Annotated in this window: 14 protein-coding genes; 11 read left to right on the forward strand and 3 right to left on the reverse strand. The window is 73.7% G+C overall.

All coding sequences use genetic code 11. The annotated features are described in order from the left end of the window. Positions 1–84: 84 nt before the first annotated feature. The gene (locus tag AB0E14_RS04445; RefSeq protein ID WP_362411772.1) at positions 85–1,035 is read right to left on the reverse strand and encodes a cyclase family protein; all 951 of its coding nucleotides are present in this window, start codon (positions 1,033–1,035) and stop codon (positions 85–87) included. Positions 1,036–1,137: 102 nt separating this feature from the next. On the opposite strand from AB0E14_RS04445, the gene AB0E14_RS04450 reads away from it, so the two are divergent. The 5 genes from AB0E14_RS04450 (at position 1,138) to AB0E14_RS04470 (ending at position 5,658) form a co-directional block, all read left to right on the forward strand. Continuing rightward, entirely contained in the window at positions 1,138–2,052 is a 915-nt protein-coding gene (locus AB0E14_RS04450) for an SDR family oxidoreductase (protein ID WP_362411775.1), read from the forward strand. Positions 2,053–2,191: 139 nt separating this feature from the next. Further along, positions 2,192–3,247: a Zn-dependent alcohol dehydrogenase gene (locus AB0E14_RS04455; protein WP_362411778.1), complete on the forward strand. Its 1,056-nt coding sequence runs from the start codon at positions 2,192–2,194 to the stop codon at positions 3,245–3,247. 40 nt (positions 3,248–3,287) lie between these two features. After that, on the forward strand, positions 3,288–4,544 hold the full coding sequence (locus AB0E14_RS04460; protein WP_362411781.1) for an MFS transporter: 1,257 nt from the start codon (positions 3,288–3,290) through the stop codon (positions 4,542–4,544). Continuing rightward, complete coding sequence (locus AB0E14_RS04465) at positions 4,541–5,443, forward strand: hyaluronoglucosaminidase (RefSeq protein WP_362411783.1); 903 nt, start codon at positions 4,541–4,543, stop codon at positions 5,441–5,443. Before AB0E14_RS04460 ends, AB0E14_RS04465 begins: the two co-directional genes overlap by 4 nt. A 26-nt stretch (positions 5,444–5,469) precedes the next feature. Continuing rightward, positions 5,470–5,658 (forward strand): hypothetical protein, encoded by a 189-nt coding sequence (locus AB0E14_RS04470; RefSeq protein ID WP_362411786.1) that lies wholly within the window; start codon positions 5,470–5,472, stop codon positions 5,656–5,658. Here AB0E14_RS04470 and AB0E14_RS04475 read toward each other — a convergent pair. Then, entirely contained in the window at positions 5,576–6,580 is a 1,005-nt protein-coding gene (locus tag AB0E14_RS04475; RefSeq protein WP_362411790.1) for a helix-turn-helix domain-containing protein, read from the reverse strand. The genes AB0E14_RS04470 and AB0E14_RS04475 overlap by 83 nt on opposite strands. A gap of 47 nt (positions 6,581–6,627) precedes the next feature. On the opposite strand from AB0E14_RS04475, the gene AB0E14_RS04480 reads away from it, so the two are divergent. The 5 genes from AB0E14_RS04480 to AB0E14_RS04500 all read left to right on the forward strand — a co-directional run bounded on the left by AB0E14_RS04480 (position 6,628) and on the right by AB0E14_RS04500 (position 12,228). Then, positions 6,628–7,959 carry an MFS transporter gene (locus AB0E14_RS04480; RefSeq protein ID WP_362411793.1) on the forward strand — a complete coding sequence of 444 codons (1,332 nt, stop codon included), beginning with the start codon at positions 6,628–6,630 and terminating at the stop codon, positions 7,957–7,959. A 60-nt stretch (positions 7,960–8,019) separates the two neighbouring features. Continuing rightward, positions 8,020–8,535 carry a PadR family transcriptional regulator gene (locus AB0E14_RS04485; RefSeq protein ID WP_362411797.1) on the forward strand — a complete coding sequence of 172 codons (516 nt, stop codon included), beginning with the start codon at positions 8,020–8,022 and terminating at the stop codon, positions 8,533–8,535. Between the two features lie 124 nt (positions 8,536–8,659). After that, entirely contained in the window at positions 8,660–9,877 is a 1,218-nt protein-coding gene (locus tag AB0E14_RS04490) for a DUF2306 domain-containing protein (RefSeq protein WP_362411800.1), read from the forward strand. Beyond that, entirely contained in the window at positions 9,874–10,764 is an 891-nt protein-coding gene (locus AB0E14_RS04495) for a hypothetical protein (protein ID WP_362411803.1), read from the forward strand. Before AB0E14_RS04490 ends, AB0E14_RS04495 begins: the two co-directional genes overlap by 4 nt. Before the next feature lie 156 nt (positions 10,765–10,920). Then, positions 10,921–12,228 (forward strand): MFS transporter, encoded by a 1,308-nt coding sequence (locus tag AB0E14_RS04500; RefSeq protein WP_362411806.1) that lies wholly within the window; start codon positions 10,921–10,923, stop codon positions 12,226–12,228. Here the strand turns inward: AB0E14_RS04500 and AB0E14_RS04505 are convergent. After that, complete coding sequence (locus AB0E14_RS04505; RefSeq protein ID WP_362411809.1) at positions 12,203–12,754, reverse strand: DinB family protein; 552 nt, start codon at positions 12,752–12,754, stop codon at positions 12,203–12,205. The genes AB0E14_RS04500 and AB0E14_RS04505 overlap by 26 nt on opposite strands. Before the next feature lie 101 nt (positions 12,755–12,855). On the opposite strand from AB0E14_RS04505, the gene AB0E14_RS04510 reads away from it, so the two are divergent. After that, positions 12,856–13,161 (forward strand): hypothetical protein, encoded by a 306-nt coding sequence (locus AB0E14_RS04510; protein WP_362411812.1) that lies wholly within the window; start codon positions 12,856–12,858, stop codon positions 13,159–13,161.

Raw genomic sequence — 13,161 nt, forward strand, 5'->3', positions numbered from 1 at the left:
GGTGGCGGCGGGTCGTGCCGTGCTCGGGGCGCGCGCGAGTGCGCCGCCACCCGTACGTAGGCCGCCGGTGGATCGGCGGACGGCTCAGAGGACGGCGACCGGTGCGACCGGTGTGCCCGTACCGCCCACGAAGGGCTCGGGCATCGCGGAGAGCAGGAACGCGTACTGCTCGCGCTGTGCACAGGCTGTGGACAGGGCTTCCAGATTCCAGTTCTGCCCCTGGAGCATCCCCATCTCGACCAGGTCGAGGGCGTGCACGGGCAGCCAGAGGTTCTCGATCTCCGGCGGGAAGATCTCGAAGGTCAGCGTGTCGTTCGCGACCGCGGCCACATCACGGGCGTGGAACCACTCGGGCGTCCGGACGGAGAGGCCGGGGGACGGGAACGCGTAACCGTGCTTGTCCCCGGCGAGGTACAGCTGGATCTGCCCGGTCCGTACGAGCACGATGTCGCCGGTCCGGACCGTGACCCGGCCGAACGCGGCGGCCTCGTCGAGGTCTTCGGGGGTGACGGCGTGATCGCCCGGCAGCCGGTCGAGACCCTTGGCGGCGGCCACGTCGAGCAGGACGCCGCGGCTGACGATGTGGCGGGCGGTGTGGATGCCGCTGTACGCGGAGCGGCCGTGCGGCGTGATGGTGTCGGCGGGGCGGCCGTTGTAGATCCTCCCCGAGTGCGAGACATGGGTGAGGGCGTCCCAGTGCGTGCCGGCCTGCAGGCCGAGGGTCACGGCGTCGTCGCTGGTGGCGACGGTGCCGGGACCGAAGAGCTCCTGGTTGATCTGGACCATGACGTGGAGCGGGTTGACCCGGCCCGGGATCATGCCGGTCTGCACGCCGTCCTGCTTCAGGTCCAGGGCGAGCGGGACGCGGTGGCCGGAGCGGACGGTCGCCACGGCGTCCCGGACCACCTCGTCGGTGATCAGGTTGAGCGTCCCGATCTCGTCGTCCCGGCCCCAGCGGCCCCAGTTGTTGACGCGCTTGGCGATGTCGTGGAATTCGGCCGGGAGTGAGGAGGGGTGGGGCGCGGGATCTGACATCGGGGCCTCCGCGGGTCTTGTTCTCCGGTATCTGACGGGTCGTAGAATCCAGCTGACGAACGAATCTAACGGACCGTCAGAAAGTGCGGGAAGGGGCCGGGCGTGGGGAACTTCTTGGCAGGCAAGGTCGTGGCGGTGACGGGAGCGGGGCGCGGGATCGGCCGCGCGGTCGCGCTCGCCTGCGCGGCGGAGGGCGCGAAGGTCGTCGTCAACGACTACGGGGTCTCCATCGAGGGCGGGGCGCCCACGTCGGAGGTCGCGCTCGCGGTGGTGAAGGAGATCGAGGCCGCCGGGGGTTCGGCGGTCGCGGTCGCCGACGACATTTCGACGATGGCGGGCGGGCAGCGGATCGTCGACGTCGCCCTCGCGGAGTACGGCCGGATCGACGGGGTCGTGTGCGTGGCCGGCATCCTGCGCGAGCGGATGCTCTTCAACATGTCCGAGGAGGAGTGGGACCCGGTCGTCGCGACGCACCTGAAGGGCACGTTCACCGTCTTCCGGGCGGCCTCCGCGGTCATGCGCAAGCAGGGCGGCGGCACGCTCATCGGCTTCACGAGCGGCAACCACCAGGGGTCGGTGGCGCAGGCGAACTACTCGGCCGCCAAGGGCGGGATCATCTCGCTGGTGCGGTCGGCCGCGCTGGGCCTGCACAAGTACGGGGTCACGGCGAACGCGGTGGCGCCGGTGGCGCGGACGCGGATGTCGGCGAACGTGCCCATGGAGCTGAAGGAGATCGGCGAACCGGAGGACGTCGCGGCGCTCGTCGTCTACCTGCTCTCGGACCGGGCGCGCGAGGAGCGGATCACCGGCCAGGTCTACACGATCGCGGGCCCCAAGATCGCGGTCTGGGCCCAACCGAGGGAACTGCGCGCGGGCTACGCGGAGTCCGGCGCCTGGACCCCCGAACGCATCGCGGACTTCCTGCCCGGGACGGTCGGCACCGACCCGATGCCGATGCTGGCCCGTCTGGAGGAGATGGCGAAGGCGGCGGCGGAGGGCGCAAGGCCCAACGGCTGACCTCCGGGCCCCGACGGGTGGCTTCCGGGCTCGACGGCTGATCTCCGGGCCTCGACGGGTGGCTTCCGGGCTCGACGGCTGACCCGCGCACGACGAGTTCCGCCCCACGACTCGCGCGACAGACAGAAGGAGCACGCACATGAGAGGTGTCGTCTACGACGGCAAGCAGGTCCAGGTCGTGCACGACCTGGAGGTCCGCGACCCCGGCCCCGGTGAGGTGCTCGTGCGCGTCGCCGCCGCCGGGCTCTGCCACAGCGATCTCGCCGTCATCGACGGCACGATCCCCTTCCCCGCCCCCGTCGTCCTCGGCCACGAGGGCGCCGGGGTCGTCGAGGCCGTCGGCCCCGGCGTCACCCACGTCGGCCCCGGCGACCATGTCGCGCTCTCCACGCTCGCCAACTGCGGCGCCTGCCCCGACTGCGACCGCGGCCGGCCCACCATGTGCCGCAAGGCCATCGGGATGCCCAAGCAGCCGTTCTCCCGGAGCGGTTCCGGCGCGCCGCTCTACCAGTTCGCCTCCAACTCCTCCTTCGCGGAACGGACCGTCGTCAAGGCCGTCCAGGCCGTGAGGATCCCCTCCGACATCCCGCTCACCTCCGCCGCGCTCATGGGCTGCGGGGTCCTCACCGGCGTCGGCGCCGTCCTCAACCGCGCCAAGGTCGACCGGGGCGAGAGCGTCGTCGTCATCGGCACCGGCGGCATCGGGCTCAACGTCCTCCAGGGCGCACGGATCGCCGGCGCGCTCACGATCGTGGCCGTCGACACCAACCCGGCCAAGGAGGAGACCGCCCGCCGCTTCGGCGCCACGCACTTCCTGAACTCGGCCGAGTCCGTCCGCGACATCCTCCCCACCGGCGCCGACCACGTCTTCGAGTGCGTGGGCCACGTGGGCCTCGTCCGGCAGGCGATCGACCTCCTCGACCGGCACGGCCAGGCGATCCTCCTCGGCATGACCGCGCCCACCGCGGAGGCGAGCTTCCCGCCCGCCGCGATGTTCCTCGACAAGTCCATCCTGGGCTGCCGCTACGGGTCCTCCCGCCCGCAGAAGGACATCGCGCTCTACGCCGAGCTCTACCGCGAGGGCCGCCTCCTGCTCGACGAACTCGTCACCGCCACCTACCCCGTGGAGGAGTTCGCCCGGGCGACGGAGGACGCCGAACAGGGCAAGGTCGCCCGCGGGGTGCTGACCTTCTAAAGGGAGGCGTGGCCGCGAGGCCGCGACTACGGTCGAGTTCATGGCCTACCGCGACCTCGTCACCCGCCCCGTCCTCGCCTGGTCGGCCGTCGCCGTCGGCGCCAGGCTGCCGGTCGCCATGGCGCCGCTCGCGCTCGTGTTCCTGGTCCGCGAGCGGCCCGGCGGCTACACCCTGGGAGCCGTCCTGGCCGCCGCGTACGTGCTCGGCGAGATCGTCGCCGCCCCCGTCCTCGGCATCCGCCTCGACGCCGAACGGGCCAGGCCGCACCTGGCCGTCGGGCTCGCGGTCGGCGCGGTCGCCTTCACCGGCCTCGGACTCGGGCTCGCCGGGACGGCCCACCCGGTCGCCCTCGGTGCCCTCGCCTTCCTCGCGGGCGCGGGCCCGGCCGCGGCGCCCGGCGGGCTGCGCGCGCTGCTGACCGGCATGGTCCCGGAGAAGGCCGTCACCCAGGCCCTCTCCATGGAGTCCGTCCTCACCTTCGGCATCTGGGCCGCCGCCCCCGCCCTCGCGACCGGCCTCGCCCTCGGCGTCGGCCCCGGCGTACCCCTGCTGCTCCAGGGCGGGTTGATGGCGGCCTCCGTCGCCGGTCTGTGGGCGCTGCCCGGGGGCTGGCGGGTCGAGGCGAAGGGCTCAGGCGGCGAGCCGATGCGCCGCGTCCTCGTCCGGGCCTGGCCCGTCTACGTCACGGGCGCGGCGAGCCTGACCCTGCTCGCCCTCGCCGAGCTGATCCTCCCGGCCCTCCTGGAACAGCGGGCGATCGGGATCGGCTGGGCCGGACCCCTGCTCGCCGGGTTCTCGATCGGCTCGGCGGTCGGCGCGTTCGTGTACGGGCTCCGCGGCGGCTGGCCCGGTCCGCTGCCTGTGCAGAGCGCGCTTCTCATCCTGGGCGTCTCCGCGGGCGTCGCGCTGGTCGCCGTCCTGCCCTGGACGGGCGCCATCGCCACCGCTCTCGTCCTCGCCGGACTGCTCCAGGCCCCGGCGATGCTCACCCGCAACCTGGCCCTCCGCCAGATCCTGCCGCCGCACGCCCTGGCCGCCGGTTACTCCGTGATGTACGCGGCCGTCGGCGCCGGTTACGCCGCGAGCGGCACCCTGGCCGGCGGCCTGTTGAAGGTCGTGGCGCCGTCCACGGCGATCCTCTGGGGCGTCGCCCTGACGCTGCTCCTGACCGCGATCGGCGTGGCGGGCGAGTGGCGGCGCGGCCGCGCGGACGCCCGTCCCGCACTGGTGGCCGAGGACAGCGAGCGCGTAGCGTGCCGTTCCGTCGTGAAGGGGCGGGACGAGGAGTCGAAGTGACCAGTACGCGCAGGCTGTTCCTGGGGGCGTTCACGGCGGGGGCCGTGACGGTGGCGGCCGGAACCGCGACCGCCTCCGAGGCGGAGGCGGCCGAGGGGGACGTGACCTACCCGGGCGAGGTGGCCGCCCGGAACTTCCGGACCGACGGCGGTACGACGTCCTCGTTCCGGACGGTCTCCACGGCGGAGACGTGGAAGCTGCACGCGATGACCGTCCACCAGGACGGTGTGGCGGGCAACGGCGTGGCGCTGAACGTCGTCTCGGACAACCCCGAGGACTCGGCGATGTACCTGTCCGGCACGGAGAAGGCCAGGGGCACGCTCAAAATCCTGCACCGGGGCTACCAGGACGCCTCGGACGGGGGAGCCGCGGCGGTCTCCGTCTACCTGGAGACGGAGGGCGTCACCGGCACGCCGGGCGGCACCGCCGCCCAGGGCATCCTCGTCACGCACACCACCGGGCCCACGAAGGGCAACCTCGTCACGCTGCGGAACAACGGCGTGGACGACTTCGTGGTGAAGGGTTCGGGAGCGGTGGGCATCGGCGTCGCGATCGGCGCCACTCCGCGCGGTCGTGTGGAGATCGCCCAGCGGGACTCGGCGATCGGTCTGCTGATGCAGGCCAATGCGGACTCCACGAGCCGCCTCGCGGAGTTCCGCGACCGGGCGGGCGTGGCGAAGCTGCGGGTGCTCAACAGCGGTGCGCTGGCGGCCCACAACGCGATGTTCGGGGTGACGGGCGCCGAGTCGTACGGCGGCGGCGACGGCGTGATCGGTATCCGCAACGCCACCACGGCCCCGACCTCCGACCCGACCAACGGCGGTGTCCTCTTCGCGCAGAACGGGGCACTGAAGTGGCGCGGCCCCTCCGGCACCGAGACCGTCATCGCCCCGGCCTGAGCACCGAGCCCTGACCCGAGGAAGACATGGAACTGACCCCCGAACAGCTCGTCGCCGAGTTCCAGGACGCCGTGATGGAGCTGTACTTCGCCCGCAAGCGCATCGGACTCCTGGAGGCCGAGAACGCGGCGCTCAGAGAGCGGCTCGCCCGCTCCGATCAGCCGCCGCACCCGGCCGGATCGTCCGGAACGTCCGGCGGTACGTCGTCGGCGTGACGCCGATCGCCGTCTGGAGGTGGGAGCGCAGCGACTGGGGCGTGCCGAAGCCGGCGTCCCTGGCGACCTGGTCGACCGGCAGGTCCGTGGACTCCAGGAGGTGGCGGGCCCGCTCGACCCGCTGCTGGGTCAGCCACTGGCCGGGGCTGATGCCGACCTCCTCGCGGAAGCGGCGCGTGAACGTCCGTACGCTCATCGACTCCCGCACCGCCAGGTCCCGCAGCTGGATCGGCTCGTGCAGATGCGCGAGGGCCCAGGCCCGCGCCGAGGTCGTCGTCGACGCGCCGGCCTCGGGGAGCGGGCGCTCGATGTACTGGGCCTGCCCGCCGTCCCGGTGCGGGGGGACGACGGTCCTGCGGGCCACCTCGTTGGCGACGGCGCTTCCGTGGTCCCGGCGCACGATGTGCAGGCACAGGTCGATCCCGGCCGCGACGCCGGCCGAGGTCAGCACGTCCCCGTCGTCGACGAAGAGGACGTCCGCGTCGACCCGCACCTTCGGGAAGAGCCGCTGGAAGTGGGCGGCCGAGGCCCAGTGGGTGGTGGCGGGCCGCCCGTCGAGGTACCCGGCGGCGGCGAGCACGTAGCCGCCCGTGCAGATGGAGACGAGCCGGGTCCCGGGCCGGATGCGGGCGAGCGCGGCCGCCAGCTCGTCGGTCAGCCGGCCCTCGTCGTACACCGGGCCCAGTTCGTAGGAGGCGGGCACGACGACCGTGTCGGCCGTGGCGAGCGCCTCCGGGCCGTGTTCCACCTGGATCGCGAAGTCCGCGTCCGTCGGGACCGGGCCGGCGACCGGGGCGCAGGTGACGATCTCGTACAGCGGCCGCCCGTCGGCGTCCTTGGCGCGGCCGAAGATCCGGTGGGGAATGCCCAGCTCGAAGGGGAGGAGGCCGGGCAGGGCCAGGACGGCGATACGGTGCGGCACAAAAAATCCCTTGGTGGTGTAGACCACTTCTGCTAGAAGTCGGAGCCGTGACGGACAAGCCGACGGACAGCCTCGACCCTTCCTCCGACTCCTACCGGTCCTACAAGTCTGCGGGCCGGGACCCGATTCCCGGAACCCTTCCGGGCGCCGTACCGGGCGCTGTACCGGGCGCCTTTCCGTCCGGGGCCCCCGCGCTCTGGAACCGCGACTTCCGCCTCTTCTTCGTGGCCCGGGCCGCCGCCGTCTTCGGCGAGGGCATGGTGCCCGTCGCCCTCGCCGCCGGACTGCTCGGCGCCGGGTACCCGGGCTCCTCCGTCGGCTACGCGCTCGGCGCCTGGATCGGGCCCTTCGCGCTGTTCGTCATCGTCGGTGGGGTCCTCGCGGACCGGTTCACCGCGCGCCGGATGATGGTCCTCGCCGATCTCATGCGGCTGCCCGGCGCGGCCGTCCTCGCCGTCGCCTTCGCCCTCGGCAGCCCGCCCCTGTGGGCGGTGTACGCGCTCAGCGCCCTCAGCGGCATCGGCGCCGCGCTCTTCCAGCCCGGGGTCGCCTCCACGATCCCGCGCATCGCCCCGGACGTGCAGCGCGCCAACGCCGTGCTGCGCGTCGTCGAGTCGCTGATGACGATGGCCGGTCCGGCCGTCGCGGGCGTCCTCGTCGCGGTCACCGGCGGCGCGGGCGCCGCCTTCGGCCTCAACGGCGCGACCTTCGCCGTCAGCGCGGTCTGCCTCACCCTGATGCGGCTCCCCGCCCTGCCCGCCGACGCGGTCCGGCGCGGCTCGCTGCGCGCGGAGATGGCCGTCGGCTGGCGGGAGTTCACCGCGCGCCGCTGGCTGTGGGGCGTGATCGTGATCTGGACGGTGTACGGCCTCACGGTCGCCGGGCCCATGGTGCCGCTGACCGCGACCCTGGTCACCGGCGACCACGGCTCGGCCACCTACGGCTGGTTGATGGCCGTCGCGGGCGCGGGCAACGCGGCCGGCGGGCTGCTCGCCCTGCGGCTGCGGCCCCGCCGCCCGCTCGCGGCGGGCGCGGTCGCCCTGCTCGGCCTGCCGGTCAACCTCGCCCTGCTCGGCTTCGGCGCGCCCGTCGCCGTGCTGGCCCTCGGGCAGTTCCTGGGCGGCGCGGCCTTCGCGTTCTGGCTGGTGATGTGGTCGACCTCGGTCCAGACGCACGTGCCGCAGGACGCGCTGAACCGGATGCACGCCTACGAGGTGGCGGGCTCGCTGCTGATGATGGCGGCGGGCCGTGCGCTCGCGGGCCCGGTCGCCGAGGCGGTCGGCACGGAGGAGGTCCTGCTTGCGGGGGCCGTGATCGCGGTCCTGGTGGTCGTGGCGCTGCTCGTCGTCCGGCCGATCAGGACGCTGCCCCGGGCGTAGGCGGCGGGGGCAGTGGGCGAGCGTAGGGGGAGGGCGGCCGGCAGCCGGTACGGTCCGGACATGTCTGAAGTCCGGTTGACCACGCCCTCGTACCTCGTGCTCGGCATCGTCGACAAGCTCGGCGAGGCCAGCCCGTACGACGTGAAGGTGGAGGCGGCGCGCACGGTGGCGCCCTTCTGGTCGATGCCGCACGCGCAGGTCTACGCCCAGTGCGACCGCCTCGTGGAGGCCGGGCTGCTGTCCGAGGTCCGCCAGCCCGGCGGGCGGAACCGGCGGCTGATGCGGCTCACCGAGGCGGGCGCCGAGGCCCTGTCCGGCTGGCTCGACGACCCCGCCTTCGTGCCGGTCGAGGCGCGTGAACGGGGCATCCTCAAGCTCTGGTTCGGGGCCAGCCCGCGCGTGCACGCCCCGGTCCAGGTCGAGGAGCACCGGCGGACGCTCGACGAGTACGAGGCGCTCGCGGGGAGCGTGGGGGAACTGCTGACCCGGGGGCAGCGTGAGGCGCTGGAGTTCGGCATCCGGTACGAGCGGATGATGGTCGACTTCTGGCAGTGGGTCGAACAGCGCGAGCCCTGACCTCCGGGCGGACACGGCGCCTTCGCGCAGACCCGTTGACCGCCGGTAACACCGACCCCTACCTTCCTCCCTAGCCCCTCGATAGTCCAGAAAGGACTATCGGCCGAGGTGTGAGGAGCGGCTGATGGATGTCCGGTGGGGGAGGGTGGCCGCCGTCGCGGTGACCGTGAGCTGCGTGGCGTACGCACCCGTCGCCATGACCCAGTTGTGGCCGTACGCCTCGCCAGGGGCGCCCGCCTTCGGCGAGTGGATCATGGGCCGGATGGTGTCGCCCGAGTACGTCGCCGAGGTCGTACGGGACCGGATCGGACCGTACGGCCGCAGCCTGCTCCCGCTGATCGTCCACTCGGTCCTGGGCGGGCTGCTCATGCTGCTCGGCCCGCTCCAGTACCTCTCGGCGGTCCGCCGCAGGCGCCGGCTGCACCAGGTCGCCGGGACCGTGTTCGCGCTCACCGTGTACGCCTCGATGGCGGGCGCCGCGCTCTATCTGGCCCGTACGGCGCCCGAGGACGCCTTCAGCGGCGCCGCGTTCTGGGTCGTCCTCGCCACGATCCTCGTCGGCACCGTGGGCAGCGTGACCCTCGGCGTCCTCGCCGCTCTCGGCCGCTTCCCCGACCTGCACCAGCGGTGGATGCTGCTCTGCTACGGCTACCTGATGACCGCGCCGCTGCTGCGGCTCGAATGGGGCGGCCTGCCCTGGCTGTTCCCCGGGCTCTCCATGGCCGAGATCAACCGGATCGCCGTCATGCACCTCGGTTCCGTGGTCGTCTTCGGCGCGCTGCTCGCCTCGCGCGGCCTCGACCGGCGGACCCAGGTCCCCGGCGTCTCGGGCACCTGGTGCCCGACGCCCGTCCTCGTCGCCGCGCACGTGGCAGGCGCGGCCGGGATGGCCTGGCTCGCCGTGGCCCTCCTGGACGGCCCGGGCGCGGAGGGGCCGCGACTGCTCCTCGGGTACCTGGTCCCGTACGCGGCGACCTACGCGGTCATGGCCGTCGCCCACGTGCGCGCGGGGCGGCGGGGAGACGGGTGGGCGCGGGAGGAGTGGCGGCTGCACCTCGCCGCGCTCTGCCTGGCCCCGGTGTTCTCCGCGGGCGCGGCGCTCGCCCTGGAACGGCTCGTCCGCCTCGACCCGTGGACATCCCTCGTCGCGGGCGCGGCCATCGGCTGCGGGGTCATGGCGTACGCGGCGACCGCGGTGGTGAGCCTGCGGGTGATGCACGGCCGCGAGGTGCTTGCGCGGGGGGAGCGGATGCGGGCGAAGGCCGATGCCGATGCCGAAACGGGTGCGGGTGCGGGTGCGGGTGCGGAGTCGGAGTCGGGGGCGGAGGCGGCGCGGGCGTGAGCGGCGGGGTGGGAGCGGTCCCGGGGCGTGAACTCTCCTCGGGGGTGGTGCTGTTGGCGCAGGTCACGGCCGTCGTCAGTCTCACCGTCGGCGCGCTGCTCGCGGTGGCGAGCGCGGCCGGGTACGCGGCGGGCGCCTGGACGTCTCCGGAGGCGGTCAGCCCCGGGCTCGTCGGGGCGGCGATGGCGGGCGTGGCGCCCGCGCTGTTCACCGTCGGCAGGGCGCGCGTCTGGGAGGAGGCGCGCACCCTCGTCTGGCCCCTGGTGATCGTGCTCGTCGGCCTGTTCGCGGTGAGCCTGGTCAACGGCGACGCGCTCTGGGTGGCGCGGGGCGGCTCGCTGTTCCTCGTCCTCTTCAGCCTGGGCTGGGTCGTGACGCTGGGGGCGCTCGCCGCGGCGGCGGTGCTCTGTCTCGTGCTCCAGTACCGGCGTCCGTCGGTCAGGCCCCCGGAGCGGGTGGCTCCTGAGCGCCTCGCCGCGCTCCCCGGCTGGTCGAAGCCGGCGCTCGCGGTGCTCGGTTCGGGGTGGGCGGGCATCGGGGCGGGCCTGCTGGCGGTCCCCGGTTTCTGGTCCGGGTTCGTGCCGTGGCAGGTCAACCGCGCCGACGCCCAGGGCCTCGGGGTGTGGGCGCTCGCGCTCGGCGTCGGCGTACTCGGCGCGCTGGCCGAGGACGACCTGGCCCGCCTCCGCCCGGCCCTGCTCGCCGTCCCTTCCGTGGCGCTCGCGGCGGGCGCGGTCCTGGCCGTCCACGCGCCGGACGTGCGATGGGCGTCGGGCCCGGGGCTCTCCCTGGCGGCACTGCTGCTGGGACTGCTGGTGACGGGTGTGACGGGCAGGTGGCTGTGGGCGCGGGCGGTGCGTGCGGCGGGGAGCGCGCGGGAGGGCTGATGTCCCGACCTCTGCCCCGATCCTTGTCCGGGTACTTGTCCCAATCCTTGCCCCGGCGCTTGTCCCGATCCCTGCCCCGGCGCTTGTCCCGATCCTTGCGAAAGCTGTCATTCGGGCCAATGGTGGGGAGGGGGCCGGGTCACGAAGCTGTGTGACGTGACCCAGACAACCGACACCACCGGCGCGGCCGCCGCGCCGAGCCCCACCCCCGCCCGTACGCCCCGGATCCACCGCGCGTGGTTCGTCGCGGTCGTCACCTTCGTGACGATCATCGGTGCGGCGGCCTTCGCCTCGCTGCCGGGGCTGCTCATCGAGCCGCTGCACGCCGAGTTCGACTGGTCGCGCGGCACGATCGGCTTCGCGGTGTCGGTGAACCTCGCGCTCTACGGTCTGACGGCGCCGTTCGCCGCCGCGCTGATGGACCGCTTCGGCATCCGCAAGGTCGTCGCGGTCGCGCTGAGCGTGATCGCGCTCGGCTCGGTCCTGACGGTGTGGATGACGGAGCCCTGGCAACTCGTCCTGTACTGGGGCGTCCTCGTCGGCCTCGGCAGCGGCTCCATGGCGCTGGCGTTCGCGGCGACGGTGACGAACCGGTGGTTCGTGGCCCGCCGCGGCCTGGTGACCGGCATCCTCACCGCGGCCGGGGCTTCGGGCCAGCTGGTCTTCCTGCCCCTGCTGTCCTGGCTGGTCGAGAACGAGGGCTGGCGTCCGGCGGCCGTGACCGTCGCGCTCGCCGCGCTCGCGGTCGTCCCCTTCGTCTGGCTGCTCCTTCGGGACCACCCGGCCGACGTGGGCCTCGCGCCCTACGGCGGGGAGTACGTCCCCAAGCCCGCCCCGGTCACGGGCGCGGCGCGGCGGGCCGTGACCGTGCTCCTCAAGGCGGCCAGGACCGGCCCCTTCTGGCTCCTGGCGGGCACCTTCGCGATCTGCGGCGCCTCGACGAACGGCCTGGTGAAGACCCACTTCGTACCGGCCGCGCACGACCACGGCATGCCGATCACCGCGGCGGCCGGGCTGCTCGCCGTGATCGGGGTCTTCGACGTCGTCGGCACGATCGCCTCCGGCTGGTTCACGGACCGCTTCGAGGCGCGCCGCCTGCTGGCGGTGTACTACGCGCTGAGAGGCGTGTCCCTCCTGTTCCTGCCGATGCTGCTCGCGCCCACGGTCCACCCGCCGATGCTCTTCTTCATCGTCTTCTACGGCCTCGACTGGGTGGCCACCGTCCCGCCGACGATCGCCCTGTGCCGCGAGCACTACGGCGAGGACAGCGCCATCGTCTTCGGCTGGGTCCTCGCCTCCCACCAGGTCGGCGCCGCGGCCATCGCCTTCGCCGGCGGCGTCGCCCGCGACGTCTTCGGCTCCTACGACGTCGTCTGGTACGCCTCCGGCGCCCTGTGCGCGGCGGCGGCCCTGATGGCCCTCGTCATCCGGCGCCGTCCTACCCCTGCGGGTCCTCGCCCGTGAGCCCGTCGACCGACTCGCGGATCAGGTCGGCGTGCCCGGCGTGGCGGGCGTACTCCTCGACCAGGTCGAGGAGGATGCGGCGGAGGTTGGGGCGCTCGCCGCTCCTGGTGGTGAAGGCGCCGAGCTGGTCGAGGCCGCCCGCGCGGAGCGCCTCGTCGACGACGGCGCGGGAGCGGGCGACCGACTCCCGCCAGAGGGCGTGCAGTTCCTCGGGGGTGTCCTCGGCGGCGGAACGGTAGTCCCAGTCCGGGGTGGCCTCCCAGTCGACGGAGTCCCAGGGCGCGCGGACGGGGGTGCCGAGCCAGAGCCGGGCGAAGTGGCTGTCCTCGACGTGGGCCAGGTGCTTGAGCAGCCCGCCGAGCGTGACGGTGGACGCGCCGAGCGTGGCCCGCAGCCCGTCCGCGTCCAGGCCGGAGCACTTCCAGGCCAGCGTCGCCCGCTGCCGTTCGAGCGCGCCGACGACGGCGGCGGCCTCGCTTCCGGCGAGCGGGGGTTCGGGCCAGGGTTCGATCGCGAGGTCGGTCATGGGCGCCGACTCTAGCCAAGGCGCCCGATCACCGTGCGGTGCCCAGGAGTTCACCCTCCCGATGCCCGGACCGGGCTCCGGGCCGGGCTACAGTGCGCGCCATGGACATACCCGACTGGGCTGTATGGGCCGCCCTCGGCCTGGCCGTTCTGCAGGGCCTCTCCGTCGTCACCGTCGTCCGCCGGCTGCGCCGAGCCGACCCCACGGCGCGCACCGGGGCGCGGCTCGATCTGCTGGACACCGTCGGCGGCCTGGTGCTCTTCGCCGGTGTGATGCTGAGCCTGCTGGTGGCGGACCACTGGTTCTGGCTCACCCTCGTCGGCGCCGCGTTCATCGCCGCCGGTTACGTGGTGAAGGGCGTCCTGCTGGTCCGTGCCCGCCGCGGCGCCCGGGCCGGCACCCCTTAG

Source organism: Streptomyces sp. NPDC047981 (assembly GCF_040653315.1).
Lineage (GTDB): Bacteria > Actinomycetota > Actinomycetes > Streptomycetales > Streptomycetaceae > Streptomyces.